This window comes from Salinigranum sp. (genome assembly GCF_041641895.1).
Classification (GTDB): Archaea; Halobacteriota; Halobacteria; order Halobacteriales; family Haloferacaceae; genus Salinigranum.
This window is the reverse complement of sequence record NZ_JBEPXO010000025.1, coordinates 15,586-42,516: the sequence shown is the minus strand read 5'-3', so window position 1 is coordinate 42,516 and position 26,931 is coordinate 15,586. Positions and strand designations below refer to the sequence as shown.

General features: G+C 69.3%; 26 protein-coding genes. 17 read left to right on the top strand and 9 right to left on the bottom strand.

The genetic code is table 11. The annotated features are described in order from the left end of the window. Positions 1 to 1,386 (bottom strand): PAS domain-containing protein (locus tag ACESK5_RS07480; RefSeq protein ID WP_372910925.1); only part of this gene is annotated, 1,386 nt, incomplete at its 3' end. Between the two features lie 54 nt (positions 1,387 to 1,440). Then, entirely contained in the window at positions 1,441 to 2,829 is a 1,389-nt protein-coding gene (gene cofH, locus ACESK5_RS07475; RefSeq protein WP_372910924.1) for a 7,8-didemethyl-8-hydroxy-5-deazariboflavin synthase subunit CofH, read from the bottom strand. Between the two features lie 96 nt (positions 2,830 to 2,925). Between cofH and ACESK5_RS07470 the strand changes: the two genes are divergently transcribed. Continuing rightward, positions 2,926 to 4,143 (top strand): alpha-hydroxy-acid oxidizing protein, encoded by a 1,218-nt coding sequence (locus ACESK5_RS07470; protein WP_372910923.1) that lies wholly within the window; start codon positions 2,926 to 2,928, stop codon positions 4,141 to 4,143. Between the two features lie 21 nt (positions 4,144 to 4,164). Here the strand turns inward: ACESK5_RS07470 and ACESK5_RS07465 are convergent, their stop codons facing one another. After that, the gene (locus tag ACESK5_RS07465) at positions 4,165 to 4,944 is read right to left on the bottom strand and encodes a Sir2 family NAD-dependent protein deacetylase (protein ID WP_372910922.1); all 780 of its coding nucleotides are present in this window, start codon (positions 4,942 to 4,944) and stop codon (positions 4,165 to 4,167) included. Positions 4,945 to 5,034: 90 nt separating this feature from the next. On the opposite strand from ACESK5_RS07465, the gene ACESK5_RS07460 reads away from it, so the two are divergent. The 3 genes from ACESK5_RS07460 (at position 5,035) to ACESK5_RS07450 (ending at position 7,291) form a co-directional block, all read left to right on the top strand. Continuing rightward, positions 5,035 to 5,793 carry a hypothetical protein gene (locus tag ACESK5_RS07460; protein WP_372910921.1) on the top strand — a complete coding sequence of 253 codons (759 nt, stop codon included), beginning with the start codon at positions 5,035 to 5,037 and terminating at the stop codon, positions 5,791 to 5,793. Positions 5,794 to 5,827: 34 nt separating this feature from the next. Continuing rightward, the gene (locus ACESK5_RS07455) at positions 5,828 to 6,865 is read left to right on the top strand and encodes a phosphoribosylaminoimidazolesuccinocarboxamide synthase (protein ID WP_372910920.1); all 1,038 of its coding nucleotides are present in this window, start codon (positions 5,828 to 5,830) and stop codon (positions 6,863 to 6,865) included. Positions 6,866 to 7,036: 171 nt separating this feature from the next. Next, entirely contained in the window at positions 7,037 to 7,291 is a 255-nt protein-coding gene (locus ACESK5_RS07450; RefSeq protein WP_372910919.1) for a hypothetical protein, read from the top strand. Here ACESK5_RS07450 and ACESK5_RS07445 read toward each other — a convergent pair. Further along, positions 7,260 to 8,231, bottom strand: a complete 972-nt coding sequence (locus ACESK5_RS07445; RefSeq protein ID WP_372910918.1) for a 5,10-methylenetetrahydromethanopterin reductase — start codon at positions 8,229 to 8,231, stop codon at positions 7,260 to 7,262. The genes ACESK5_RS07450 and ACESK5_RS07445 overlap by 32 nt on opposite strands. A gap of 404 nt (positions 8,232 to 8,635) precedes the next feature. Here ACESK5_RS07445 and ACESK5_RS07440 point away from each other — a divergent pair, with 404 nt between their 5' ends. Then, on the top strand, positions 8,636 to 9,079 hold the full coding sequence (locus ACESK5_RS07440) for a DUF2243 domain-containing protein (protein WP_372910930.1): 444 nt from the start codon (positions 8,636 to 8,638) through the stop codon (positions 9,077 to 9,079). Positions 9,080 to 9,099: 20 nt separating this feature from the next. Next, a complete protein-coding gene (locus tag ACESK5_RS07435; RefSeq protein ID WP_372910917.1) occupies positions 9,100 to 9,279 on the top strand; it encodes a hypothetical protein in 180 nt (59 codons plus the stop codon). 100 nt (positions 9,280 to 9,379) lie between these two features. Here the strand turns inward: ACESK5_RS07435 and ACESK5_RS07430 are convergent, their stop codons facing one another. Then, positions 9,380 to 10,135, bottom strand: a complete 756-nt coding sequence (locus ACESK5_RS07430) for a coenzyme F420-0:L-glutamate ligase (RefSeq protein WP_372910916.1) — start codon at positions 10,133 to 10,135, stop codon at positions 9,380 to 9,382. Between the two features lie 51 nt (positions 10,136 to 10,186). Beyond that, complete coding sequence (locus tag ACESK5_RS07425) at positions 10,187 to 10,690, bottom strand: metallophosphoesterase family protein (RefSeq protein ID WP_372910915.1); 504 nt, start codon at positions 10,688 to 10,690, stop codon at positions 10,187 to 10,189. 275 nt (positions 10,691 to 10,965) lie between these two features. On the opposite strand from ACESK5_RS07425, the gene ACESK5_RS07420 reads away from it, so the two are divergent. Genes ACESK5_RS07420 through ACESK5_RS07400 form a run of 5 tightly spaced genes read left to right on the top strand, consistent with a single transcriptional unit; the run spans position 10,966 to position 17,729 of the window. Next, complete coding sequence (locus tag ACESK5_RS07420) at positions 10,966 to 12,888, top strand: ABC transporter substrate-binding protein (protein WP_372910929.1); 1,923 nt, start codon at positions 10,966 to 10,968, stop codon at positions 12,886 to 12,888. 29 nt (positions 12,889 to 12,917) lie between these two features. Continuing rightward, positions 12,918 to 13,901 carry an ABC transporter permease gene (locus ACESK5_RS07415; RefSeq protein WP_372910914.1) on the top strand — a complete coding sequence of 328 codons (984 nt, stop codon included), beginning with the start codon at positions 12,918 to 12,920 and terminating at the stop codon, positions 13,899 to 13,901. Positions 13,902 to 13,909: 8 nt separating this feature from the next. Then, a complete protein-coding gene (locus ACESK5_RS07410; RefSeq protein ID WP_372910928.1) occupies positions 13,910 to 14,830 on the top strand; it encodes an ABC transporter permease in 921 nt (306 codons plus the stop codon). A gap of 1 nt (position 14,831) precedes the next feature. Then, positions 14,832 to 16,883 carry a dipeptide ABC transporter ATP-binding protein gene (locus ACESK5_RS07405; RefSeq protein WP_372910913.1) on the top strand — a complete coding sequence of 684 codons (2,052 nt, stop codon included), beginning with the start codon at positions 14,832 to 14,834 and terminating at the stop codon, positions 16,881 to 16,883. Then, complete coding sequence (locus tag ACESK5_RS07400; RefSeq protein WP_372910912.1) at positions 16,884 to 17,729, top strand: CoA ester lyase; 846 nt, start codon at positions 16,884 to 16,886, stop codon at positions 17,727 to 17,729. It begins immediately after the preceding gene. Between the two features lie 33 nt (positions 17,730 to 17,762). Here ACESK5_RS07400 and ACESK5_RS07395 read toward each other — a convergent pair whose 3' ends face one another. Beyond that, entirely contained in the window at positions 17,763 to 19,877 is a 2,115-nt protein-coding gene (locus ACESK5_RS07395; RefSeq protein ID WP_372910911.1) for an acetate--CoA ligase family protein, read from the bottom strand. Between the two features lie 287 nt (positions 19,878 to 20,164). Here ACESK5_RS07395 and ACESK5_RS07390 point away from each other — a divergent pair, with 287 nt between their 5' ends. The 3 genes from ACESK5_RS07390 (at position 20,165) to ddh (ending at position 22,899) form a co-directional block, all read left to right on the top strand. Then, positions 20,165 to 21,031 (top strand): DUF3179 domain-containing (seleno)protein, encoded by an 867-nt coding sequence (locus tag ACESK5_RS07390; protein ID WP_372910910.1) that lies wholly within the window; start codon positions 20,165 to 20,167, stop codon positions 21,029 to 21,031. A 79-nt stretch (positions 21,032 to 21,110) separates the two neighbouring features. After that, positions 21,111 to 21,929, top strand: a complete 819-nt coding sequence (gene hop / locus ACESK5_RS07385) for a halorhodopsin (RefSeq protein ID WP_372910927.1) — start codon at positions 21,111 to 21,113, stop codon at positions 21,927 to 21,929. 46 nt (positions 21,930 to 21,975) lie between these two features. Then, positions 21,976 to 22,899 (top strand): D-2-hydroxyacid dehydrogenase, encoded by a 924-nt coding sequence (ddh, locus tag ACESK5_RS07380; protein WP_372910909.1) that lies wholly within the window; start codon positions 21,976 to 21,978, stop codon positions 22,897 to 22,899. Positions 22,900 to 22,934: 35 nt separating this feature from the next. Here ddh and engB read toward each other — a convergent pair whose 3' ends face one another. Then, positions 22,935 to 23,555, bottom strand: a complete 621-nt coding sequence (engB, locus tag ACESK5_RS07375) for a GTP-binding protein EngB (RefSeq protein ID WP_372910908.1) — start codon at positions 23,553 to 23,555, stop codon at positions 22,935 to 22,937. 153 nt (positions 23,556 to 23,708) lie between these two features. Between engB and ACESK5_RS07370 the strand changes: the two genes are divergently transcribed. After that, positions 23,709 to 24,491 (top strand): hypothetical protein, encoded by a 783-nt coding sequence (locus ACESK5_RS07370; RefSeq protein ID WP_372910907.1) that lies wholly within the window; start codon positions 23,709 to 23,711, stop codon positions 24,489 to 24,491. Here ACESK5_RS07370 and ACESK5_RS07365 read toward each other — a convergent pair. Further along, on the bottom strand, positions 24,474 to 25,004 hold the full coding sequence (locus tag ACESK5_RS07365; protein ID WP_372910906.1) for a Rieske (2Fe-2S) protein: 531 nt from the start codon (positions 25,002 to 25,004) through the stop codon (positions 24,474 to 24,476). The genes ACESK5_RS07370 and ACESK5_RS07365 overlap by 18 nt on opposite strands. Before the next feature lie 93 nt (positions 25,005 to 25,097). Between ACESK5_RS07365 and ACESK5_RS07360 the strand changes: the two genes are divergently transcribed. After that, on the top strand, positions 25,098 to 25,985 hold the full coding sequence (locus ACESK5_RS07360) for a universal stress protein (RefSeq protein ID WP_372910926.1): 888 nt from the start codon (positions 25,098 to 25,100) through the stop codon (positions 25,983 to 25,985). 197 nt (positions 25,986 to 26,182) lie between these two features. Further along, the gene (locus ACESK5_RS07355; RefSeq protein ID WP_372910905.1) at positions 26,183 to 26,899 is read left to right on the top strand and encodes a 5-formyltetrahydrofolate cyclo-ligase; all 717 of its coding nucleotides are present in this window, start codon (positions 26,183 to 26,185) and stop codon (positions 26,897 to 26,899) included. Positions 26,900 to 26,931: the final 32 nt, after the last annotated feature.

Here is a 26,931-nt window from a genome sequence, read left to right as displayed (position 1 = left end):
CTCCCCGCCGGAGCGCCTGACGACCCAGTTGACAAGCCAGAGGCCGAGACCCGTGCTGTGGTAGAGGGAGTCTATCTGTCGGTCGCCGGTCAGGATTGCGACCTCGGTCGCGGAGATGGGAGGTGCGTTGTCCGCGACGCTGATACGGACGACGTCCTCCTCTTCGTCGATCGACACGGCGACGAGGGGGTCCTCGCGTGGGTTGTGGACCACGCTGTTCTCCACGAGTTCGCCGAGGGCCCGACCGAGCCGCTCGCTGGCGCGGACGGGCGCGGTGTCGGGGGCGGTGTGTTCGAAGCGGACGCCGGGGTACTGGTCGGCCGCCTCCGCGAGCACGCTCCGGACGACCTCCACGGCGTCGACTGTCGCCGGTGGGGACCGCTCGGTCACCACGTCGACGAGGTCCTGCTGATTGTCGATGGTCGAGTGGAGCCGCTCCGCCGCGTGGACGATACGCTCGGTCTGCGCTGTGAGCGGTGGGTCGACCTCGTCGAGGAGTCGTTCGGCCCAGCCCTTGACGATGTTCACGTCGGTCCTGAGGTTGTGCCTCACGAGGTGACTGAGCGCCGCGAGTTGTCGTTCACGCTCCTTGCGGTCGGTGACCTCGCGCGCGACGCCGAGCAGGCCGACCACCTCGTCGTCCTCGTCGTGCAGTGGGACCTTCGACGTCAGGAACCACCGGCCCGACGAGGCGAAGAACTCCTCCTTGTCGACGAGTGACTCGCCCGTCTCGACGACCCAGAGGTCGTCGACGTACGAGTCGATGGCCTCCTCGAGCGGCACGACGCCGTCGATGTCTCGTTTCCCACGGAACTCCTTCGCGAGCGGGTGGAGACGCTCGTCGACGGGTCCCTCCGTGACGAAGACGATGCGCCCCGTGTGGTCCTTGACGAAGACGTGGAGGGGAAGCTTCTCGAACAGTTGCGTCAGGACGTTCGCCTTCGACGCGTCCGTCTGCCAGTCGTCCAGGTCTCCCCGGGACAACTGCCCGGCGCCGGCGACGGCTGCTTCGAGCGCGTCGCTCAGGGTCTCCCGTGGCGGAACGCCGTCACTGGTCGGGACGGACGCCGAGAACGCCCCGGAGAGGGCTTCGACCGGCACGCGCCCCTCGGTCGGTTCGACGAGCAACACCACCGGGACGTCGAGGCGACGTCCGGCGAGGGCGTCACGGACGTCCGTCGCCGTGCCGTCCGGGAGGTCGTACGCCGTCACGACGCAGTCGACCACGGCCGGCGAGTCGAGCGTCTCCTCGAGTCCGGCGACGGCTTCGACGGTGCTGACCGCGGGGCTGAGAGCCGTCTCGGCGGTCACAGTGGTGACCGCCCCTGCACGTTCCGGCGGGACGACACAGAGCACCTGCGGTGGGCGACGGCCCGGTTCGCTCATCCGTCGTGCACCACGTGGGGATTCCAGATAGCTGTTGCTCCGGCGTCTGCGACGTCAGTCGTCGGCCGCCGTCGCGCCCCGCGACGGACGGTTCAAAAGCGGCGTCCCGTCCGCGCGGGGACCGAGGTGGGGACCGAACGGCGGGTCGTCGGGGTCGACCCGGTGGCGCCGTCGGTAGTCGGTCGACCGTTCGACCAGCGGCCGGCCGATGGCCGACGTCATGTCGACGTAGTCGGCGACCGAGCGGAACTCGCCGTATTCGCCGCCGGCGCGTTTCGTAATCTCCTCGGAGAGGATGGTCCCCATGAGATCGTTCGCGCCGCAGTTGAGCAGTTTGAGCGCCTTCGCGTTGCCGTACTTCACCCACGACGACTGGACGTTGTCGACGTTGTCGAGGTAGAGACGCGAGACGGCGATTATGAGTTCGTCCTCGGCGTCGCTCGCGCCGCCGTCGACGACGCCCCGCCGGTACAGCGGCGTGTTCTGGTGGACGAACGACAGGGGCACGAACTCCCTGATGCCCCCCATCGAGTCCTGCAGGTCGCGGACCGCGTCGAGGTGCATCACCCGGTGCATCTCGTTCTCGACGTGGCCGTACATGATGGTCGCCGTGACGTCCAGCCCCGCCCGCATCGCTCCCTCCATCGCGTCGACCCAGCCCTGTGAGTCGATCTTCCCGGGACAGATGACGTCGCGCACCTCGTCGACGAGAATCTCGGCCGCGGTACCGGGGGCGGAGTCGAGTCCGGCCTCCCGCAGTCTCCGGTAGACGGACTCGTACGACCAGTCGGTCCCCCGTTTCGCGTGGTAGGCCTCTTCGGGCGTCATCGAGTGGAGGTGGACGTCGCCGACGCTCATCGCTCGCATCTGTTCGAGGTAGGTGCCGGGGTCGACCTCGTACCGCTCGGGCGGCTTGTAGTTGACCGTCTGGGCGGGTCGGTCGTACGACGCGAGTATCTCGTGGTGTTCGTCGTCGAGCGCGAACGCGGGGTGTAGCCCCGACACCGAACACACCTCTGAGATGCCGAGGCCGAGCGTCTCCTCGACGATGCGGCGGGACTCCGCGGGCGTCTTGGTGAAGCCCGCGTGGTCCCCGCTACCGGTCTCGAACTGGTGGGCGGTGTCCTTGAAGTTGCAGAACAGACAGCCGGTGTTGCAGGCGGTCGTGACGTTGTTGTTGAGGTTGGCGACGAAGGTGACATCCTCGCCGACGACGTCGGCCCGACGCCGGTCGGCCGCCTCGAGGACCAGTTCCTTCCGGACGGGGTCGATGCCGTCGCTGTCGGTCCCCGTCGTGAGGAGTTCGACGCCGTCGTCGACGTCGAGGCGCTCGCCCGCCCGCGCCTTCGTCAGGGCGTTCTCGAACGACTGGTCCGTCTCCGGGACGTGTTCGAACCGCACGTCCGACGGGTCGGGACCGGATGTGTCGTGCCCTGCTGGCATGCTCTGTGGGAGTCGCTACGGAGTGAAAAGTGGGACGGTCGGGGACGCCGCGGGCGGACGCCAACCACTTATGCCCCCCGACGCGGTGGCCCACGCATGGACGGCACCAGCCGCAAGCAGGACGTCCTCGACGCGGGGTCGTCGGTTCCGCTCGACCCCGAGCGGCTCGCAGAGCGAGCGACGGCGGCACTCGATCCGGGCCCGCGGGCGTACCTCGTCGGCGGCGCGGAGACCGAAGAGGGCCTGCGGGCGAACCGCCGCGCGTTCGACCGGTGGCGGATTCGACCGCGCGTCCTCCGGGACACCTCGACCCGCGACCACCGGGTGACCGTCGGTGCCGAGCGACTGACCCACCCGCTCGTCTGTGCCCCCATCGGGATGCAGTCGCTGTACGACGACGCCGCGGAGGAAGCGACCGCTCGCGCGGCCGGGAAGACGGGGACGGCGCTGTGTCTCAGCACCGTCTCGTCGGTGTCGCTCGAGGCCGCCGCACGGGCACAGGACGCGGCCGCTTCGGCTGTCTCGGACGGGCCCGACGGGGTGGACGGGTCGGACGGGTCCGCGGGGATGGACGGACCGGTCGCGGACCCGGTGCGGTGGTTCCAGGTGTACTGGTCCGGCCGGGAGGTGACGGCGAGCATGGTGCGCCGCGCGGCGGCCGCGGGCTACTCGGCGCTCGTCCTCACGGTCGACACGCCCGTGACGGGGTGGCGGACCCGCGAACTCGCCGCGGGGTACGTCCCGTTCGACCACGGTCACGGCCTCGCGAACTACGCGTCGGACCCGGTCGTCCGCGAGCGAGTCGGGGAGGACCCGACGGACGCCGAACTCGCGGCCGCGGTGACCGACTGCCTCGGCGACGCGAGCCTCGAGTGGGACGACGTCGCGTGGCTCCGCGGACAGACATCGCTCCCGGTCTACCTCAAGGGCGTCCTCCACCCCGACGACGCGGCACGCGCGGCCGAAGCGGCCGACGGCGTTGTCGTCTCGAACCACGGCGGACGGCAGGTCGACGGTGCACTCGCGGCGCTGGACGCGCTCCCCTCCGTCGCCGAGGCGGTCGACGAGCGGGTGCCCGTCCTGTTCGACAGCGGGGTCCGAACCGGCGCGGACGTCTTCCGGGCCCTCGCGCTCGGGGCCGACGCCGTCCTCGTCGGACGGCCGTACTGTTACGGGCTCACGCTCGCCGGTGAGACGGGCGTCGCGGACGTGCTCCAGAACCTTCGGGCGGCGTTCGACCTGACGCTCGAACTCTCGGGCTACGCGGCGGCCGACGGCCTCGACGGCGGGGCGGTCGTCCGCGTCGACGGCTGAGACGCGGGACGGCCGGTCGGCTCAGAGCCGCTCGTCGACGAGGCCGACGAGTCGGGGAAGGACGTCCGTCACGTCCGCGCGGAGGTCGTAGTCCGCACGGGCGGAGTAGGCCGTCTCGTCGAAGTTGACGACGACGAGTCGGTCGCCCAGGCCGGCGAGCGACGCGGCCGGGTTCACCTGCAGGGAGGTGCCGACGGCGAGAATCGTCTCGGCTCCCATCGCGAGGTCCTCCGCGCGGCCGAGCGTCTCGGGGTCGAGGTTCTCGCCGAAGAGGACCACGTCCGGCTTGTAGACGCCGCCACAGTCACACCGCGGGGGAGTGTCGCCGTCGCGCACCCGGTCGAAGGCGGGGTCTGCATCGTCGGTCGCCCCACAGGACTGACACTCGACGCGTGCGGCGTTGCCGTGAATCTCGGCGAGGGTTTGCTGGCCCGCCACGCGGTGGAGGCCGTCGGTGTTCTGCGTCACGACGCCGTCGAGGACGCCGCGTTCCTCCAGCGCGACCAGCGCGTGGTGAGCGGGGTTCGGTTCGATCTCGCCGGGGAACATCGTCTCCTGCAGCCTGAGTCGCTCCTCCCAGAACCCCGCGGGATCGCGGAGGAACCGGGAGTAGTGGAAGTCGTTCGGGTCGAACGCCGTCTCCCAGATGCCGCCCTCGCCCCGGAAACTGGGGACGCCCGACGCCGTCGACACCCCGGCGCCCGTGAGCGCCACCGCGCCGCGGCCTTCGACGAGGGCGTCGGCGACGTCGGCGAGTGCGGCGTCGGTCTCCGTCCGGTTCTCGTCGCGCGCGCCGTCCATACTGTGACACAGACGCGCGCCGGCCAAAAGCCGTCCGTCTCCCCTGACGACCACAGAAGACATATGCCGCCCTGCTCGGGACGGGTCGACATGGCCCGCCGCCCGTTCCTCGCCCTCCTCGTGGTCACCTCCGTCGTGGCCGCCGGGTGCAGCGGCGCCCCCGGCGGCAGCTCGCCCGCTCCGACGACTCCCCCCGCGCCCACGACGGCCGGACAGCCGTCGCCGTCTCCGACTCCCACCGCGACGTCGACGTCATCGCCGACCTCACCCGAGACGACCACGACGGCCCGCTCGGGCGCTCCGACCGCGAACGACACTGTCGACTACACAGCGCTGTCGTCGACGCAAAAGCGCGCGTTCGACCGCGCACTCGACGGGACGGTTCAGTTCGTCGACGACTCCGCTCTGGAGTCGCCGTACGTCGGCGACGAGTACGTCGACCGGGACGCGGCCGACCCGTTCCGCACACACGACTACGTTCGGAAGAACGACACCTACTACCGCGTCTCGTACGAGGAGAGTGGTGGATACGGGCTGGCGACGTACGGGATTCGGGCGACAGAGGGAGAGCCACCGGACGACGCGTCCGTCGTGGCGCTGAAGGACCTCTCGACGGAGGTCAGAAACCCAGTCGAGTGGGCCATCGAGAACGGTTCGTACGGCGTCCCGGCCGGGAAGTGGTCCTCGCTCCCCCAGGAGTTCGACCGGTTCGAGTACGTCCGCGCCCCGAACGGGACCTACCGAATCACGGTCGTCTACGGCGACCTCTTCGCCGACACCCTCCACGTCGAACGAGTCGAGGTGGAGACGCTGACGGCGACGGAACACAGTCGAGACGCGCGAAATTGAAAGATACTTCCCGGCGGCCCGCCCGCACACGGGTATGACCAGCGTCAAGGAGATACACGTCGACAGGGAACCGCACGACGGCGAACTCGGCCGGGGGCGCTTCTACTTCACCGACGACTACTCGGTCTTCGACTGGGGGCGGATGCCCGACCAGATCCCCGAGAAGGGTGCGGCGCTCTGTACGATGGGTGCGGCCAACTTCGAACTCCTCGACGTGAACCACGTCCCGACCCACTACCGGGGCGTGTACGAGGCGGGCGACGACCCGGCCGAGACGGAGCCGAGGGACCTCGGCGAGTGTCGGACGCCGCCGCGGACGATGGCCATCGACCTCGCCCGGGTGCCGGACCTGCCCCGCGACGGTGAGGCCTACGACTACGAGGCGTACCACGCCGCGGCAGGCGACGGCTACGTCGTCCCGCTCGAGATCGTCTTCCGCAACACCGTGCCCGAGGGGTCGTCGCTCCGGCGTCGGCGCTCGCCGAGCGAGTTCGGTCTCGACGTCGAGGAGTGGCCCGACGAGACGGTGGACCTCCCCGACCCCATCGTCGAGTTCTCGACGAAGTACGAGGAGCAGGACCGCTACCTCTCGTGGGCGGAGGCGGACGCCGTCGCGGGGCAGGCGGACCTCGACCGCCTCGAAGAACTGGCGCTGAGCGTGAACGCCGTCGTGACGATGCGCGCCGAACAGACCGGCTTCACCCACGAGGACGGCAAGATCGAGGTGGTGTACGACGACGGTACCCTGAAAGTCGCCGACGTGGTCGGCACGTTCGACGAGAACCGCTTCTCCTACGGCGGCCAGGAACTCTCGAAGGAGGTCGTCAGACAGTACTACAGGCGGACGGACCCCGACTGGGTCGACGCCGTGAGCGCGGCCAAGGCCGAGGCACGGGAGCAGGGCGTCGCCGACTGGCGGGGCCTGTGTGAGGAGTCGCCGGACCCGCTCCCGGCCGCGGTGGTCGAGACCGTCTCGGACGTCTACACCGCCGGGACGAACGGCTACACCGACTTCGACTGGTTCGACGCTCCCTCGCTCGACGACGTCGTCACGGCCGTGCAGGCCCTCTGAGTCCCGGTTCCAGCCTGCCCGTCGACCGGCGGTCGACCGTGTCACTGCTCGCGAACTCAGTCCCCCTCGCGGCCGCCGCCTACCCGAGTCTCACGGCCGCCCCTCACGCGACTCTCCGTCGCCGAGTGCGGGACCTGAACACACAAGTACCCCCCGTGCCAACGCCCGACTATGGTCACACTCGTGGACTTCCTCGCCCGACTCATCGGGAGCGTCTTCGAACTCGTCGTCATCTTCATCACGCGGGTCGCGCTGTCGGACCCGCTGGCGTTCGTCTCCTTCCTCATCGGCGGCGCGCTGACGACGTTCGCCATCGCCGCCCTCGGCTACCTCGCGCTCGGGGCGCTCGTCGACGCCGTCGGCGGTGGGCTCGGAGGCGGCGGTGACAGCGGCGCTATCGGTCGTGCGCCGCAGCGGCGAGAGTAATCGCTTCTTCGACCTGCGGCCCGAGCGGCGACCCGACCACCAGACTGTCCGCGTGTTCTCTCACCCGAGCCATCCGGTCCGCTACCTCGTCGACCGTTCCGGCCATACAGAACGCGTCGACCATCGCCGGCGTGACGCGGTCGAACGCCGCGGAGAACTCGCCGGCGCTGATCCGCTCACCGATGGCTTCTGCGACGTCGTGGTCGACGCCGTGTCTGTCCAGCACCGGTGGGGCTGCGCCGGCAGCGATGAACGCCACGGGTGGACGTGCGGCCTCCCGTGCGGCGTCGCGGTCCTCCGCGACGGAGACGCTGGCGTACGCCGCGAGGTCGAACTCGCCGCGCTCGGCGGGGCGGTCCGCCATCCCCCGCTCGACCTGTTCCCGTGCCCACGCGAGGTCGTCGGGATGTGAGCCGTTGAACAGCAGTCCGTCGGCGTGTTTCCCCGCCATCCGGCACATGTGTGGTCCCTCACCGCCGACGTAGACGGGAATCTCGCCGGAGACGTCGAAGTTCAGTCCGGCGTCCTCGCAGGTGAACGTCCCGTCGTGGGAGACGCGCTCGCCGTCCCAGAGCCGCTGGGCGACCTTGAACGCCTCCAGGACCGAGCGCAGGCCGCGTTCCTCGGCGAGTCCGAGGTTCGTCAGCGTCGAGGGGTCGCCCGGTCCGATGCCGAAGACGGCCCGCCCTCCGGACGCCTCGTCGACCGTCGCCGCCTGCGAGGCGAGCGTCACCGGGTGACGCTCGTACGGGTTCACGACGCCCGGTCCCAGGCGCACTGTGTCCGTCTCGTTCGCCAGCCGCGCCAGGACGGCGAACGGGTCGCGGTTGTTGTAGTGAGCGGAGACGAAGACGGTGTCGTACCCCTCCGATTCGGCCTGTACGCCGAGGTCGACGACGTCGTCCACGGGGTGTTCGGGGGTGAGTTCGATGCCGAACATCACACGTCGCCTCCGTCGGCCGCCGCCCGTCGCGTGTCTCGTTGCATACGCGGTCCTCAGGACGCGCCGGGTTTGAACGCTCGACATACCGGCAAGGGTGCCCGCTCTCGAAACCGGCCCGTCGATTCCCCGCCACGCCGCCCCGGGTGACGTCCCCCCGGAAGACGGCTCCCGCGCCGAACCGGCCGCCGGCTGTGCACGTCCACACCGACGACGGCGAGGGGGCGGACCGACAGCGACCGGAGACGCGTCCCGCCCGACGCGACCGAGACGGGCGCTCTCCACGAACTCTTGCGAGCGCAAGCAGCAGCACCACCGGTTTCGGCCCGTACGTCGTGACAATGAACGAACAGCCGTCCTCCGGGTCGACAACGGTGACTCGACGAGCCCTCCTGGCAGCGGGCGTGTTCGGGTTCGGGTTCAGCGGACTGGTCGACGTCCTCGTCCTGCACCAGGTCCTCCAGTGGCACCACCTCGTCTCCGGGTTGTACCCGATGGACACGCTCGCCGGACTCCAAACGAACGTCCTCGCGGACGGGCTCTTCTCGCTCGGCATGCTCGTCGTCACGTGCGTCGGTGCGGGACTCCTCTGGCAGTCGGAACGGCGGACCGCCGCTCCGCTGTCGATACGTCCACTGGCCGGCGCGGCCCTCATCGGCCTCGGCGCCTTCGACGTGTACGACGTCGTCGTCGACCACATGCTCCTGGGCCTCCACCAGCCTCTGAGTGCCGGTGGCCAGTACAACCCGCACTGGCTGGTGGTCAGCCTGCTGCTCGTCGCCGCAGGGTACTACGTCTACCGCACGGGACTCGCGGACGGGAACGCGGGGACGGCGGAGCACACCTGAGTCCGACGCCCGAACGCTCCATGCTGACCCCGTCCGTCCCACCGTTCGTCGGACTGCTCCTCCGACCGGTCTTACTGCACGGTACCGTCCCGTCGACGCCGGTTCCCCACTGGGTCGTCCTGCTGGTCGCCGTCCCGTCCCTCTGGCTCCTCGTCGGCGGGACGGTGCTCGTCGTCGACCGGCTGCTCGAGTCGGACTGACCACCTGCCGAGCCCGCCTCTCCGCTGGGTCCTCGCCGCGCACACCCCCCCGGCACGAGGCTCGTCTCGCGCGTCGGCGGTCACGACGAGCCAGGTTGGGCTACCCCTCGTAGCGCCACTCGCGGAGCGCCTGTCGCACGTAGTCGCCGTCGACGTCGCGGAAGAGTTCGTCGCTCCCCGCGTGGTCGCCGAAGTCGAAGTCGCGGACCACGACCACAGGCGTCCCGCCCGCTCCCTCCCCGGCGACGAGGTTCGACGCGGCGGCGAGTTCGTCGACGACGCTCTCGACCGTCGCGGTGAGTTCGCGGCCCTCGCGGTCACGCTCGCCGCGCCAGTCCCGGGAGGCGGGGAGGCCGGCCCAGCCGACGGCGACGCCGCGCTGTCCGTGCCGGAACGGTCGCCCGCAGGTGTCGGTGACGACGACGCGGTCGGCGGCGAGGCCCGCCCGGAGGCGCTCGGCCGACGCCGTGGGCCGCTTCGGCAGGAGGAGGAGGTCCCCGCCGGGGACGTTCGAGCGGTCGATGCCGGCGTTGACGCTGACGTGGCCGAACCGCGTCTCGGTGAGGAGGAACGGCGCCTCTATCAGGAGGTCCGTCGACTCCTCCAAGACCGCCTGAGCGAACCGCGGGTCCTTCTCCTCGCCCGTGGCCGACTCGAGGCGGGCGGCGACCTCTCGCGCTCGCGGCCCCGCGGGGAAGTCGTCGAGCGACCGGACGCGACCCTCGGCCTTCGAGACGACCGTCGAGGCGACACAGACGACGTCGTCGGGTGCGAGGTCGATCCGCGCACCCACGAGGTCGGCGAGGTCGTCGCCCGGCGTCACCTCGGGGAGGTCGGGGACGGCGAACAGTTCCATACTGGTTCGATTCGGGGCGGGGCTAAAAAGCGGCGCGTGATGCGTGCGGCGTCACTCCTCGTGCACCGTGACGTCGACGGTGTCGCCGTCGACGGTGACGGTGAGCATCGTCGTCCGCGTCGCCGGGCGTGCGCCCGTCGCGCTCCCCGGGTTGAGCAGTCGCACGCCGTCGACCACGACGTCGGTGGGCGTGTGGGTGTGGCCGGCGACGCCGACGACGTTCTCGACCGAGTCGACCGTCTCCCCGACGACCCCCCGAACCCGTTCGGGCCACGAGGCGTGCGGTCCGGTGCCGTGGGCGACGACGAACGTCACCGCCTCTATCCGGCAGGTGGTGACGTCCGGACGGTCGACCGACGGCGGGTCGACGTTGCCCGCGACGGCGGTCAGGTCCCGTGCGAGGTCCTCGACGAGGCTGGCAGTCTCGGGGGCGTCGAAGTCTCCGGCGTGGATGGTGTGGTCGGCGCTGCGGACGCGCTCGCGGACCCACGCGGGTACCTCGGCTTCCCGACCCGGGACGTGGGTGTCGCTGACGACGGCGATGTCGGTGGCCATGGGCCGGGCGTGGTGCGCGTGTCGCAAAAGTGGTGGTCCCGCAGGGCCGTCAACGCGAACGTCTCTTCGATTGACGAGCACGAATCGGTCGTTTCGTGGGGGTTTCGGCGCTCGTCAGGTAGATTCCGCTCCGCGAGTGGGCGAGATAAATGAATGTTTACTCCGGTTATTGTTCACTATTTTTAAAAACGTTTATATGTGCCTAGTGGTTCGGGGGGTTACGTACGATGCAGAATGATAATAACAGGCATGGGTCGGGGCTCTCGCGCCGACGGATGTTGGTGACGACGGCAGCACTGGGCGCGGCTGGTCTCGCTGGCTGCGGTGGGCAAAACGGTGGCGGCGGTGGCGGCAGTGGCGGCGACGGCGGGAGCGGCGACGGTGGCGGCAGTGGTAACGGTGGCGGTGGAAGCGGAAGCAGCGGTGGCGGCGGCGACGGCCGGAACGTCCAGACGATGTTCCGCGGGGAGTGGCCTATCGAGACGAAGAACAACGACAACATCCCGTTCGAGTACACGGTGACCGAGGGCGCGGCAGTCCCCGAGATTACGGTCAACTTCGCGTCGGACGAGGAGCCGTGGATGCGCGAACACGCGCTGATGATCCAGCGCGCGTTCACCGACGTCGGCGTCCCGGTGGCGCTCGACGACGTCCCGACGAACGTCATGTACGACGAGTACTGGGCGGCCGACACGGGGCACACCGTCTCGGTGTCGATGAACACCCACGGGCCGGACCCCCAGCGTGGACTCGACCCCAACCCGTTCCTGATGCGGATGCATCCGCGGACGGGAGGGAACTACTACAACTACAACAACCCCGAAATCACGGAACTGCTCGAGCAGCAGGCGACCGAGATTCAGGACCAGGAGCGTCGCGTCGAGCTGTGTCACGAGATTCAGCGGAAGGCGAGCGAGGACGCCTACATCCTCTCCATCGCGTTCACCGACGTCATCATGGCGGGCAACACCGCCAACTGGGAGGGGTACGTCCCAATGCCCGGCAACGGGACCAACCGCGACTCGTTCATCTGGACGCAGGTGAACCTCCAGCCCACCGGCGACTCGAGCACGTGGGTCAAAGGCGTCCTGGCGTCGATGGGCGGCCTGAACATCGCGTGGGCCGGCGGTGGCCCCGAGGCGAAGCGCCTCACGAACCTCTACGACGGGCTGTTCGACGCCTCGCCGCAGCTGGAAATCGTCCCGGCGCTGGCGACGGACGCCACCGTCGCCGACGAGACGACCGTCGAGGTTCAGCTCCGCGAGGGCGTCCAGTGGCACGACGGCGAGGCGTTCGGGCCCGACGACGTCAAGTTCAGCGTCGAACTGTTCAAAGAGTACAACTCCCCCGAGATGGGGCCGTTCTACGAGCCCATCGAGAGCGTGGAGGTCATCTCCGAGAGCGGTGGCGGTGCGGTCCGGTTCAACCTGAAGCGGCCCGACGCCGCCTTCCTGACCCAGCGGATGGTCCGCAGCGTCATCCTCCCGAAGCACAAGTGGGAGAACGTCGACAACCCGGCCCAGCACAACCCGGAGAACCCCGTCGGCACGGGGCCGTTCCAGTTCTCCAGCTGGGAGCAGGGGACCCGCTTCGCCGTCGAGAAGAACCCGGACCACTGGATGTGGGACGAGTCCGTCCGCGAGGAGCTGCTGGGCGAGTACTTCACGTCGGGGGACGGCATCGACGGCATCGTCTGGGCCAACGTCGGCAACGTCGACGCGCTCATCGGGGCGATGCAGAGCGGCGACATCGACGCCATCGGGACGACGCTCTCGAACGACCAGGCCGACCGCGCCGCGTCGACGAGCGGCGTCGAGAAGCAGGTGTCGAAGAACTACGCGCCGCTGGACGTCCACATCAACCACATCAATCCGCTCATCCGGGACAAGGAGTTCCGCAAGGCGCTGAGCCACTCGGTCGACAAGGAAGGGTTCGTCCAGGGCGTCCTCGGCGGCCGCGCGACGGTCATCGAGGGACAGAACCTCATCTCACCGATGATGAGCCCGTTCTACACCGGCGACATCCCGACGTACGAGTACAACCCCGAGCAGGGCAAACAGCGGCTCCAGCAGGCCGGATACACCTTCGACGGCGACACGCTCGTGGCGCCGTCGGGTGACGCCTGGGACGCGTTCGCCGCCCGGGTCGAGGACGGGCACGCGGACCGGTCCGACCTGGACCAGCCCGACTTCTCCTGAACGAGTAGAGAACCGACTTTCAGTACCACATGAGTTTCAGACGCTTCCTCGTCAAACGGGTCGCCATCTCGATAGCCCTGACGCTGGTCTCCGTCTCCATCATCTTCCTCACGCTCCGGCTGCTCCCGGGGGACCCGTTCAGTTCGCTCATCGCCTCCGGAGGGCTCACCCAGGAGCAGGTCCAGGCGTTGCGCGTCCAGTACGGCCTCGACGAACCCATCTACGTCCAGTACATCAAGTACGTCCAGAGCCTCCTGACGCTCAACTTCGGGTTCTCTATCGCACAGAGTCGCCCGGTGAGCGAGATCATCTTCCCGCGACTGCTCAACACGATGATCCTCCTGGTGCCGGCGCTCATCGTGACGGCCATCGTCAGTTCGGCGCTCGGCTCGTACGCGGGCTGGAACCGCGGGTCGTCGTTCGAGCAGCTGAGCATCGTCGTCACGACCTTTTTCCGGTCGACGCCGGTGTTCGTCACGGGCATCTTCTTCCTCATCATCTTCTCGTACCAGCTCGACCTCCTCCCCGCGTTCGGGATGCGGAGTCCGGTCGCGAACCCCGAGGGGTTCGTCGAGACGTATCTCCACCCGGACTTCGCGATGCACTACTTCCTGCCGTTCCTCGCGACCGTTCTCTACTACAGCGGTGACTTCCTGATGCTCGCACGCAACTCGGTCGTCGAGCGGAAGGGGTCGGCGTTCCTCACGCTCCACCGCGCGAAGGGGCTCTCGGAGATGGGACAGCTCGCCCGGGCCGGCCGGAACTCGATGCTCCCGCTGTTGACCTACTTCGCGCTCCGGCTGGGCATGATGTTCCAGGGCGTCATCACGCTCGAGGTGGTGTTCGCGTGGCCGGGCATCGGCCGCGCGCTCGTGCTGGCCATCAACCAGAAGGACTACCCGACGGTCCAGGCCGCCATCTTCATCATGGCGTTCGCGGTCATCGTGATGAACCTCCTCGCGGACGTGCTGTACGCGAAAGTCGACCCGACGGTCGAGGGAGGTGACGTCTGATGTCGCTGCTGTCGGTCGTCTCGGTCGACCGGAGCGAACTGAAAGAGCGGGCCTCGGAGAACCTCACGCGGGCGAAGAACGTCATGGCCGTCGTGCTCGAGGACGACGCCGCGAAGGTCGGCATCGTCGTCCTCGCCGCCTTCCTGTTCCTCGGGCTGTTCGGGCCGGCGCTGGCCCCACACGAGCCCATCGAGCACACGATGGAGAACGAGGACGGACAGATGATGCGGATGGTCCCGCCCAACAGCGCGGCACCGCTCGGCACGACGACGTTCGGCAAGGACGTGTTGAGCCAGTTCCTCGCCGGCGCGCGCCCGACGTTCATCGTCGGCTTCTTCGGCGGCGTCGGCACGGGGGTCGTCGGCTTCCTCGTGGGACTGACGAGCGGCTACTTCGGCGGGCGGGTCGACGAGGTGCTGATGCGCCTGACCGACCTGACGTTCGCGCTGCCGTTCCTGCCGATGGCGCTTCTGGTCCTGACGTTCGTCCAGCCGAATATCGTCCTCATCACGGCGGTCATCGTCGCGTTCTTCTGGAAGATGCCCGCGCGGGTCATCCGGTCGGAGGTGATGACCGTCCGCGAGCGGACGTTCGTGAAGTCCGCCCGTGCCGCCGGTGCGGGGCACGGTCGAACGATGTTCTTACACGTCGCGCCGAACGTCATCGGCGTCGGCTTCCTCTACACCGCCTACGCCGTCTCCTGGGCCATCGCGGGCCAGGCGTCGCTCGCCTTCCTCGGCTTCGGCGACCCGACGGCCACCTCCTGGGGCCGGATGCTCCAGCAGGTGTTCGAGTCGGGCGGGATGCGCGAGGCGTGGTGGTGGGTGCTCCCACCGGCCATCGGTATCGCGGCGGTGACGACGTCGGTGTTCCTCGTCGGCCGCGCGTTCGAGGAGGTCGTCAACCCCGAACTACGGAGTGAAGACTAGTATGAGTCTACTCGAAGTCGAAGACCTACGAATCAGGTACAAGACGTCCGAGGACGACGTCCACGCGGTCAACGGCGTCTCCTTCTCGGTCGACGGCGGCGACAACTACGGACTCGTCGGCGAGTCCGGGTGTGGCAAGTCGACCATCGCTCACTCGATCCTCGGGCTGCTCGACGACAACGCCCGCATCGACTCCGGCACCGTGCGGTTCGACGGCCAGGACCTCCTCGACCTCTCCGAGAAGGAGTGGCGAGACGTCCGCTGGCAACGAATCTCGTACATCCCGCAGAGCGCGATGGACTCGCTCGACCCCGTCATGACTGTGGGGAAGCAGATCAGACAGGCCATCACGACCCATCGTGACGTCTCGAAGGCCGAGGCCCGCGAGCGCGTGGCCGAGGTGTTCGAAATCGTCGGCCTCGACCCCGAGCGGACGACGGACTACCCCCACCAGTTCTCCGGCGGGATGCGCCAGCGCGTCACCATCGCCATGGCGCTCGTCCTCGACCCGGACCTCATCATCGCCGACGAACCCACCACGGGATTGGACGTCATCGTCCAGGACAAGATCATCCACAAACTGATGGAGATCCAAGAGGAAATCGACAGTTCGTTGCTGTTGATCACCCACGACATCGGCGTCGTGGCCGAGACCTGTGACGACGTCTCCGTCCTGTACGGCGGGAAGGTGATGGAGCAGGGGGCGACCCGACACGTCCTGAAGCACCCGACCAACCCCTACACGATGGGGCTGAAGAACTCGTTCCCGGACATCGACGACTTCGACCACCAGGCCATCTCCATCCCGGGGTCGCTCCCCGACCTCACGGAGGAGCCGACCGGCTGCGTGTTCCGGAACCGGTGTCCCTTCGCGACCGACGAGTGCGAGAACGGACACCCGCCCATCGAGCCCGTCGAGGACCAGCGGTCGGCCTGCTACCACACCGACCGCGTCGAACGGTTCCGCGCCGAGGCGACCGAACCCGAGACGTGGGGACTCGAGTTCGTCGAACGCGGCGAGGGTCGCCACGCCGGCGACACCGTCCTCGAGACCGACGACCTCTCGAAGTGGTTCACACAGACACAGGGAATCATCGACCAGCTCCGGGGGCGGGACCCCAACTACGTCAAGGCGGTCAACGAGGTGGACATGGACGTCCGCGAGAACGAGGTGGTCGGGGTCGCCGGCGAGTCCGGCTGCGGCAAGTCGACGCTCGGGGAGGTCATCTCCGTCCTCCAGCCCCGGACGGCCGGGAGCATCAGCTTCCGCGGGACCAGCGTCGACGAGTACCTCGACGGCGGGACGAAGGAGTTCCGCTCGAAGGTGCAGTTCATCTTCCAGGACCCGTTCGACTCGCTGAACCCCAGACAGACCGTCCGTGCCGCGGTGGCGGAACCGCTGAAGATTCAGGGGCGCGAGCGCGACAACATCGAGGAGACGGTCCGAAAGACGGTCTCCGACGTCGGGCTCAACCCGCCGGAGAAGTACCTCGACGACTACCCACACCAGCTGTCGGGCGGGGAGCGACAGCGCGTCGCCATCGCGCGCGCGCTCGTCCTCGACCCCGAACTGCTCATCTGCGACGAACCGGCGTCGATGCTCGACGTCTCGCTGAAGGCCAGCATCCTCAACATCCTGCGCCAGATGGCCGACGAGCGCGACATCGGCATCGTCTACATCTCCCACGACCTGGCGAGCCTCTCACAGATCAGCGACCGACTCGCCGTGATGTATCTCGGGCGCATCGTCGAACTCGGGCGGACCGAAGAGATCGTCCAGAACCCGAAGCATCCGTACGCCGCGTCGCTCCTGTCGGCGTCGCCGAACGCCGACCCGACCGAGAAGCGACAGCGGGTGTTGCTCCCGGGCGAGCCGCCGAACCCGGTGAACCTCCCGACAGGGTGTAACTTCGCGCCGCGCTGTCCGAAGGCCACCGACGAGTGTCGGAGCGCCGAGCCCGAGCGAACGACCTACCAGGACGGCGACCACGAGGCCGCCTGTTACCACCCCGTCGAACGCATCGAGCGCGAACTGCTCGCGGAGTACGAGTAGATGGCGGACACCACTCGCCCGCGCCGGTCCGCGCTGTTCACCCCCGCCGACGACGTCGAGATGCTTCGGAAGGCGGTCGGGACCGACGCCGACGCGTTCATCTTCGACCTCGAGGACGCCGTCCACCCCTCGCGTCGGGAGGCGGCCCGCGAGAACCTGCGGGCGTTCCTCCCCGACCTCGACGTGGACCGCGAAGTCGCCGTCCGGGTCAACGGTCGGGGCACCGACGACTTCCCGGACGACCTCGCGACGGCCGTCGAGGCCGGAGCCGACGCGGTGGCGCTCCCGATGGTCGAATCCGGCCGCGACGTCCGCGAGGCGTGGGCGGCGCTCGCGGCACTCACCGACGACCCGCCGCCGCTCCGTGTGACCGTGGAGACGCCGACGGGGATGCACGCCGGTTCGGAGATCGCCGCGGCCTGTCGCGAGACGGGCGTCGAGAGCCTCGCGTTCGGCTTCGCGGACTACTGCAAGGCCATCGGGTCGCCCGGGACGCCGGACCGGGTCAGAAAACGGCTCGAACTGCTCACCGTCGAGTACGCCGCGATGGCCGGCGTCGACCCCGTCGCGTCCGTCCACCTCGACATCGGCGACGAGGACGGGCTCCGTCGGGTCGCCGAGCGGGCCCGCGCCACGGGGTTCGTCGGGATGACCGCCATCCACCCGGCACAGGTCGGCGTCATCAACGAGGCGTTCACGCCGCCCGAGGACGAGGTGGCACAGGCGAGACGGCTGGTCGAGGCGTTCGACGCCTCCGACCGGGACTCCCTCGAAGTCGAGGGCGTCTTCCTCGACACGGCGACCGTCGACCGCTACCGTCGGTTGCTCGAACGCGCGCCCGAGTAGAGCCCGTCGTCTCCTTCTCCGACCCGCTCCGTCTTATTCGCGCGTCCGGACGAGCGCGTCGACGGCGACCGGCCCCTCTTCGGTGACGAGCACCGGGTTGAGGTCGAGTTCCGCGACGTCGGTCGACGCGGCCAGGTTCCCGACCGACACGACGACGTCGACGAGTCCGTCGACGGAGAGCGCATCGCCGCCACGGCGGTTCTCGAGGAGGTCGGCGAGCGCCGTGGCCTCGACCGCCTCGCGCGCGTCGGCCCGCGAGAACGGCGGCACCAGCACCGTGGCGTCGTCGACGGCTTCGACGAGCACCCCGCCGGCCCCGACGGTGACGAGCGACCCGAACACTTTGTCCGGCGAGACGCCGACGATGGCCTCGACGCCGTCGTCGACCATCGGCTGGACGAGGACGCCCTCAACGTCCTCGTCGGGGGCGTTCGCCCGTGCGGCCTGCATAATCGCGTCGAACGACTCGCGGGCCGCGTCGGCGGAGTCGACGCCGACGTGAACGGCCCCGACGTCGGTCCGGTGGGGGAGCGCCGGCGAGTCGACCTTGAGGACGACCGGGAAACCGAGGTCCACCGCGGCGGCCGCGGCCTCCTCGGGCGTCGTCACCAGCCGCGTCTCGACGACGGGAACGTCGAACGCCGAGAGCAACCGCTCGCTCTCCGCCCACGTGAGGACGCGGCCGCGCGGGATGTCGACCGGCGGGGCGGTGAGTCCCTCGGCGAATTCGGCGCGCCCGGGTCGTGCGGCGAGTCGGTCGCGGTCGGCCACCGCGTCGACGAGCGAGGCGACGGCGTCTAGACACCGGCCGGGGTCCTCGTACACCGGGACCGAGCCTCTGAGTCGTTGATACGGCGGAGTCTCGGTCGGGTCGTCGGGGACCTTCCGTCCGGTCCAGAGGACGAACACCGGGTCGTCGGCCCGCTCGACGATGGCCTCGAGGTCGGCGGCGACGCGCGCGGCGCGGTCGTCGACCGCAGAGAGACCGATGGCGAAGACGTACGCGTCGAAGGCGTCGTCCGCGAAAAGCGTGTCTGCGATTTCGGGGAGGACCTCCGCCCCGTAGCCGCGGATGTCCGCCGGGTTGTGGAAGGCGCCGAACGTCAGCAGTTCGTCCATGTCGAGCAGGGTCCGTTCCGTCTCGCCGTCGATGTCCGGGAGCGAGAGGCCGCGCTCGTCGGCCAGGTCCGCGAGGAGGCTCGCGAGTCCGCCGCTCGTGGAGGCGATCGCGACGCGGTTGCCGTCGGGCGCGTCGTACGCCGCGTGACCGCTCGCCTGCGAGAGCAGGTCGGGGATGTCCGCGACTCGCTGGACGCCGGTCTGCCTGAACGCGGCCGCCCAGGCGTCGTCGTCACCGGTGAGCGAGCCCGTGTGCGACAGCGTCGCGGCCTCGGCGACGTCGCTCTGTCCGATCTTGACGGTGAGGACCGGCGTCCCGGCACGCGTCGCGGCCTCGGCGACGCGCATGAACCGCTCGGGGTCGGTCAGCCCCTCGACGTACGCGCAGATGACGTCGACTGTCTCCTCGGCGGCCAGATACGCGACGTAGTCGCTCGTGGTGAGGTCAGCCTCGTTACCGGTCGAGACGATGTGGCTGAAGTGGACGTCGGCGTCGGCGGCCCGCTCGAAGAACGTGGTGAACGCGAGCGCGCCGGACTGGCTGACGAGGCCGATCGCGCCCGGCTGTGGCTCGCGCGAGCACGTCGCGGTCAGCGTCGCGCCGCGCGCCGACATGACGCCGATGCAGTTCGGCCCGACCACGCGGATGCCGGCCTCCCGTGCGGCGGCGGCGAGGTCGGCCTCCAGCGCCGCGCCCTCGTCGTCCGCCTCGGAGAAGCCGGCGGCGACGACGAGCGCGACGGCGACGCCGCGTTCGCCGGCCGCGCGAACCACGCCGACGACGTACTCGCGGGGGACGCTGACGACGACGAGGTCGACGGTCTCGGGCACGTCGTCGACGTCGTCGTAGCAGGTCCGTCCCCACACCTCGTCGCGCTTCGGGTTGACCGGGTAGAGCGATCCCTCGAAGCCGTAGTCGAGGAGGTTGTCGATGAGGTTGCCGGCGTAGAACGAGTCTGGGCTCGCACCGACGACGGCGACGGAGTCGGGGTCGAACAGCGGTGTGAGTTCTGGGGCGTCGACGGACATCGTGTGAACTGCTCGGTCGGCCGTGAAAACATTTGATAGATGATGATGGTTCCGGTCACTCGCGTGTCGTGTCCGTCGACCGTCGGAACGAGCGAGTTTTCACGCGCGAGCGACTACCGTCGGGTGGTGGCAGTGACGACAGTTACCCCCTCCGAGCCCCGTGTGACGAGGCCTTCTCCCGAGCCACCGTTCTGCGACTGACCGTACGGGTGCGTGTGGAGCGAGAGCCGTGTGCCGGAGGTACACAGCCCCGCGTCCGTTAACCGTCTGCCCGTCGACGAGACGGTATGAGACGTCCGGTGCCGACGAGCCGCCGTGCCCTGCTCGCGGCGCTCACGACCGGCGGACTCGGTGCACTCGCCGGCTGCTCGGGTGGCGGGACGGATGGACGCACGTCGACGCCTCGACCGACCGAGGCCCCGACACGGACCCCCGACCGGCAGCGCAGCGAGTTCGCCGGCGTCGACGACGGGACGCCGATTCCCGTCGAAGAACGTGACCAGCTCGGCGAGTGGGGGCTGCCGACGACCATCTGCGAGGCCGATATCATCGAGGACACCGACATCCGAGCCATCGTCGAGCCCGTGTACGACGACGACTGGTCCGGACTCAGCGTCGACGAGAAGTACGAGACGGGGTTCGCCGGCGACGGGCTCTCCGACGAGACGTTCGTCATCGGCGTCACGAGCGCGGACGGCACGCGGGCCCGCGCGTACCCCCTCCCGGTGGTGTGGTGGCACGAAATCGTCAACGACGTCCTCGACCGCCCGCTCTTGGTCACGTTCTGTCCCATCTGCCAGTCGGGGATGGTCGCAGAGCGGCTGGTCGCGGGCGAGGCAGCGACGTTCGGCGTGTCGGGACAGCTCTGGCAAGCGCCGCGTATCTACGCCGAAACGGCAGAGACAGACGGTCGTGTGTTCGGCGCGAGCGCGACAGACGGCGCGGCGGAGGTGCGCAACTCGGGCAACCTCGTCCTGTTCGACGAACCCACCGAGAGCTTCTGGAGCCAGATACTCGCACAGGCCATCTGCGGCGAACGCGAGGGAGACCGTCTCACCATCGTCCCTTCGACGGTGGCGACCTGGGGGGCGTGGCGCGCCGACCACCCTGAGACGGACGTTCTCCTTCCCCCGCCGCACTCGACCGTTATGTGAATTTCTCGCGTCTCTGACGGCCGGATAGGTTATTTACCCCCGGTCCTAAGCGGCTCCGATGACACCTACCAGTCAGCTGATGACAGCACCGACCGTCCCGCTCCAGGCGACACAGACGGAGGTGCTCCGGATGATTCAGGAGAACGCCTCGCTCAACGCCTCGCTGTGGGTCAACATCGCCCTCGCGGGGCTCTCTATCCTCCTGTTCGTCTGGATGGGTCGCCGGGTCGAGTCGACGCGGGCACGCCTCATCTGGGTGGCGACGCTGCTCGTCCCGCTCGTCTCCATCTCGAGTTACGCCGGACTCGCGTCGGGACTGACCGTCGGTCTGTTGACGATGCCCGCGGGTCACGCTCTCGCCGGACAGGAGGTGCTCTCGCCGTGGGGTCGGTACCTCACCTGGACTCTCTCGACGCCGATGATCATCCTCGCGCTCGGCCTCCTGGCCGGTACCGACCGGTCGAAGCTGTTCACGGCCATCACGATGGACATCGGCATGTGTGTGACGGGGCTCGCCGCGGCGCTCATCACCTCGTCGTACCTGCTCCGGTGGGTCTTTTACGGAATCAGCTGCGCGTTCTTCCTCGCGGTGTTGTACGTCCTCCTCGTCGAGTGGCCACAGGACGCGGCGGCTGCCGGAACGAGCGAGATATTCGGGACGCTGAAACTGCTGACGGTCGTGCTGTGGCTCGGTTACCCCATCCTGTGGGCGCTCGGGAGTGAGGGGTTCGCCCTGCTCGGCGTCGCGACCACCTCGTGGGGCTACTCGCTGCTCGACATCGGCGCGAAGTACGTCTTCGCGTTCCTCCTGCTGCGGTGGGTCGCGGCGAACGAGCGGGTCGTCGAGACGGTCACGACCGGTGCGGGCGTCGGGGCCGCGACGTCGGCCGATGACTGACTCCCGGAATCCGTACGAACTTGTACGCCGAGTGTGAGACCCGACCATGGAACTCGAACGCGTCGTCGTCCACGACTCAGTCGACATCGTCTTCGACCCAGGCGTCCTCGTCGAGGCGCTCTCCGACCTCCCCGTTCCCGTCGAGTCGCCCGAGAACCCCACGCTCGGCCCCGGCGACGCAGTCGTCGCGTTCGGCCCGCGTCCCTCGTTCCTCGACGCCTCGTGGGTCCACTGCATCCGGGCCGGCTACGACGAGTTCCCCATCGACGAGTACGCCGATGCGGGCGTCGTGCTCACGAACAGCACGGGCATCCACGGCACGGCCATCGGCGAGACTGTCCTCGGCTACATGCTGTCGTTCGCGCGGGGACTGCACACCTACCGTGACCGCCAGCGGGCGCGCGAGTGGGAGCGAGAACCGTACGGGACGCTGTTCACGCTCGACGGTGAACGGGTCTGTGTCGTCGGCCTCGGGACGCTCGGGAGCGGCGTGGCCGAACGGGCTGCGGCGCTCGGGATGGACGTCGTCGGCGTCCGACAGTCGGGTGCGTCGCACGAGCACGCTCGACGCGTCTACACGCCCGACGCGCTGTCGGCGGCCGTCTCGGGCGCGCGGTTCGTCGTCCTCGCCCTCCCGCTGACCGCGGAGACCGAGGGGCTCGTCTCGCACGCGACGTTCGAGGCGATGGACGACGAGAGCTACCTGGTCAACGTCGCCCGTGGGGGCGTCGTCGACCAAGCGGCGCTCGTGGCAGCCCTCGACGACGGGGCCATCGCGGGTGCGGCGCTCGACGTCTTCGAGCGGGAACCGCTCCCCGAGGAGTCGCCGCTATGGGCCGACGACGACGTGGTCGTGACGCCACACACGAGCGGTCTCAGCCGCCGGTACCACGAGGACGTCGCGACACTCGTCCGGACGAACGTCCGCCGGATTCGCGCGGGCGATGACCTGACCAACCGCGTCGTGTAGGTGACCGCCGGGTCGTGTGGGGCGTGTCGGTCCGGTCAGGCGGTGACGAACTTCAGCAGGTCGTCGCGCTTCTGGTCGTGGAAGTGGGTGCGGAGCGCTTCGAGGAGCGGTTCGACGCTCCCGCGCTTGGCGCTGATGGGGGCGATCGTCTCGCGCCACTGCTGCCACGGCGGGTAGAGGCCGAGTCGGTCACAGAGGTCGTCCAGGCGCTCGTCACGGTCGTCGACCTTGTCCATCTTGTTGACGGCGACGACGGTCGGAATCTCCAGCTCCTGGAGGAAGTGGAACAGTTCGACGTCGTGCGGTATCTCGCCCGCCTCGGCGTGGCGGTCGATGATGTCGACGACGGCCTTGCCGTCGACGACGACGACGCCGACGAGGATGCGGTCGGCGTGGTCTTCGACGTAGCGGACGACGTCGGTCTTGATCTGCTCTCTTCGCGCTTCGCTCACGCCGGACATGAACCCGAAGCCGGGCAGGTCGGTGAACATGAACTTCTCGGAGGCCCAGTCGAAGTAGTTCGGCTGGCGGGTGACGCCCGGCTTCTTCCCCGTCTGCACGGCGTGTCCCGTCAGTTCCCGCATCAGCGTCGACTTCCCCACGTTCGACCGTCCCACGAGGACCACCTCGTCGCGGTCGGGTCGGTTCTCGAACATACCGTCGGTAGACGGGAGAGAGGGATAACACCCACGAGTCGGCTGCTCCGACTCCTGCGGAACCGTCTCTCCCACTCTCTGGTCCGGCGTCCCCGACGCCGGCATCGAGACGGAGAGCCGGGAGCTTTTCACGTCACCCGATGAAGGTCGGGTATGGAGCGTCCCGACGGTGGCTCGCGCTCGCTCGCCGACGCCCCACCCGTGGCCGACCCCGAGTCGCCCGCCCCGCCCGACGCCGACGTGGTCGGCCCGACGGTGGTCTGTCGACTCCACCGGCGCGAGTGTGACCACCGGCGGGCGGGCGACACGCCGCCCGTCCTCACGCTCCAGCCGTGGACCCCCCGTGGTGCCGCCGCGACGTACGTCGCCTGGAGAGTCGACGACTGCGGCGGCCACTTCGGCGTCTTCGACCGGGAACGAGAACGGGTACTCCTCGGGGAGGGCACCCCCGCCGGCCGGCGGTGGCGACCGGTCGTCGAGGTCGGTCCCGCGACCGAGTTCCTCGCGAGGGCGACGCCCGACCTCCGACCCTCTGTCCCCCGGGCAGAGGCCACGTCGCTCGACACGCCCACGCGCCACCCGAAACCGGGCGACGCGGCCGAGTGGGCCGACCCCCGTGCGTTCACCCTCTCGTCGTGGACCCGGCCGGTCACGGTGGCCGTCCAGCCGTGGCGTCCACTGAACGGCGGTGCGGTCTACGTGGCCTGTCGGGTCGACGACCCCGGCGAGCGCTTCTCGTACCACGGCTGGTTCGGCACGCTCGACGCGGGCGTGGTTCGCCTGGGTCGGCGCCCCGCCCCGGCGTTCGTCGCCATCGAACTCGACGCGGGCGACGGCCTCGCCGACGATGTCGCGGCACTCGTCCCCGACCGGGGGTCGACGCGCGTCGTGAGCGAGGTGCTGGCGGTCGAAGACGGCTCAGAACGTCAGGTGTGAGGTCGAACTCGGCCCGCCGTCGTCGTCGTCTCCCTCCTCGACGCCGCCCGTGTGGGAGAACTCCACCGCCGCGTCGGTGAGGTAGACGACGCCGTCGTCGACTGTGACCTCGACGTCGGAGAGGTACGAGTCGGCCGCCTCGCCGCTGTCGCAGTAGCCCGTGCAGGTGTCGAACATCGAGCCGTGTTTCGGACAGACCACCTCGCCGTCTCTGACCGCGGCGCCGGACCCCCTGTCGAGGCGCTGGTCGGTCTCGTGCTGGCAGAAGTTCCGCCACGCGCGGACCGTCCACTCCCTGCCGTCGTCCGTACCGCCGCTCGCGTCGGCGTGCGGTTCGGCGTCGTCGTCCGCCTCGGCGTCGTCACCCGTAGCGCAGTCGGCGTCGTCGCCGGCCGCGGGCGAACACCGCACGAGGATGACCTCCTCTTCGGGACCGTCCCGCTCTCGGACGGTGAACAGGAACGACCCGTTCTCGGGCACCTCCTCCACCGTCGTGAGTCGCGTTCGTGTCACAGGGACGCCGTCGAGCGCCGACGGGGTAAGCCTGCCGCGGCCGACCGACCCAACGGTTATCTCCCGGACCGTCGTACTGTCAGCCCAGTGACGATGTTCGACGAGGTTCTGGTTCCGACGGACGGGAGCGAGTCGGCCGAGCGGGCGGCCCGATACGGCCGAGTACTCACGGCGGCGTACGGAGCAACGGTACACCTCCTGAGCGTCGTCGACGAACGTGACTTCGACGGCGTCGCCGGTGACGAAGAGCCCGACGCCGGGCGGACCGCCGCGGAACAGACCGCCCACGAGGCCGTCGACGCCGCCGCCGCCCTGTTCGACACCGACGACGTCGTGACCCGGGTGACCGTCGGCGTCCCCTCGGAAGCGATTCTCGCGTACGTCTCCGAGGCGGACGTCGACCTCGTCGTGATGGGGACCCACGGACGAACCGGGGTCGAACGGTTCCTCATCGGGAGCGTCGCTGAGCGGGTGGTCAGACACGCCACGGTGCCCGTCCTGACGGTCCGTCACTCCGACGCGGCCCCCCCGGCGGAGCGGGTCGAACGCATCCTGGTCCCGACCGACGGGAGCGACGCCTCCTTCCAGGCACTCCCGTACGCGTTCGACCTCGCAGAACGGTTCGACGCCGTCGTCGAGGGGCTCTCCATCGTCGACGAGCGGACCAAGTCGAGCGTCTACACCGTCGAGACGGCGCTGGAGGAGATGGTCGGTGGGCTGGAGACGATGGCCCAGACGGCGACCGACCGCGTCGAGGCCCGGGCACACGCGGCCGACGTCGAGGTGACGACGACTGTCGTCGACGGTATCCCCTCCCGCAGCATCTGTGCACACGCCGAGGAGTCGGGTGCTGACCTCGTCGTCATCGCCAGCCACGGCCGGACCGGACTCGCTCACTACCTCCTCGGGAGCGTCGCAGAGCGCGTGGTGCGGAACTCGACGGTGCCGGTGCTGACGGTACCGTCGGACGTCGACGCGTAGCCGGGCGTGCGGGCGGCGTCGAGCGCGACGCCGGCGCGCGTGTGACCGAACGGGATTCTTGTCGTAGCCTGAGAGAGCCCACTCACTCGACATCCCGGCTTCTCGCGAACCCGCTGGAACGGCCAGAACGACGCAATCGGCTGCGAAGCGTTTCAAAGTCTACTATAGTACGGGACTGCAGTACTGTGTCCATGCCCATGGACAAACAGACACTCCGCGAGCGCGTCTGGGACGACCTCGAAGCGAGCGGGGAGGCGCGCTTCCCGTTCCCGCCCCACGGCCGGATTCCGAACTTCGCCGGGGCGTCGGCGGCGGCCGACCGACTCGCCGAACGAGAAGTGTGGCGGGACGCCGAGGTGGTGAAGGCGAACCCCGACGCCCCACAGCTTCCGGTCCGACGCGCCGCGCTCCACGCTGGCAAGCGGGTGTACATAGCCGTCCCCCGCCTGCGAGACGCGAAGCCATTCCTCGAACTCGACCCCGAGCGTATCGCGCCGGCGGACAGAGACGCTGCCGCGACGCTCTCACACGTCGACGACTACGCCGTGCAGGTCGGCCCCGACCCACTTCCCGACGTGGACCTCGTCGTGAGCGGCAGCGTCGCCGTCACCGAGTCGGGGTGGCGCGTCGGGAAGGGCGAGGGGTACTCCGACCTCGAGTGGGCCGTCCTCTCCGAACTCGGGCGCGTCGACGCGTCGACGCCGGTCGTGACGACGGTCCACGAACGGCAGGTCGTGAGCGAGGCGGAGGCGCCGGCCCCCGAGGCCCACGACGTACCGATGGACCACGTCGTGACGCCCGAGCGAGTCGTCGAGACGGGCGCGCGGGGGAAGCCGACGGGCCTCGATTGGACGCTCGCGAGCGAACGAGTCGAGGAGATTCCGCTCTTGGAACGGCTGGCTCCCGAGGAGTGAGTCGTCGTCGGAGGCGGGGTTCGGCGTACGGC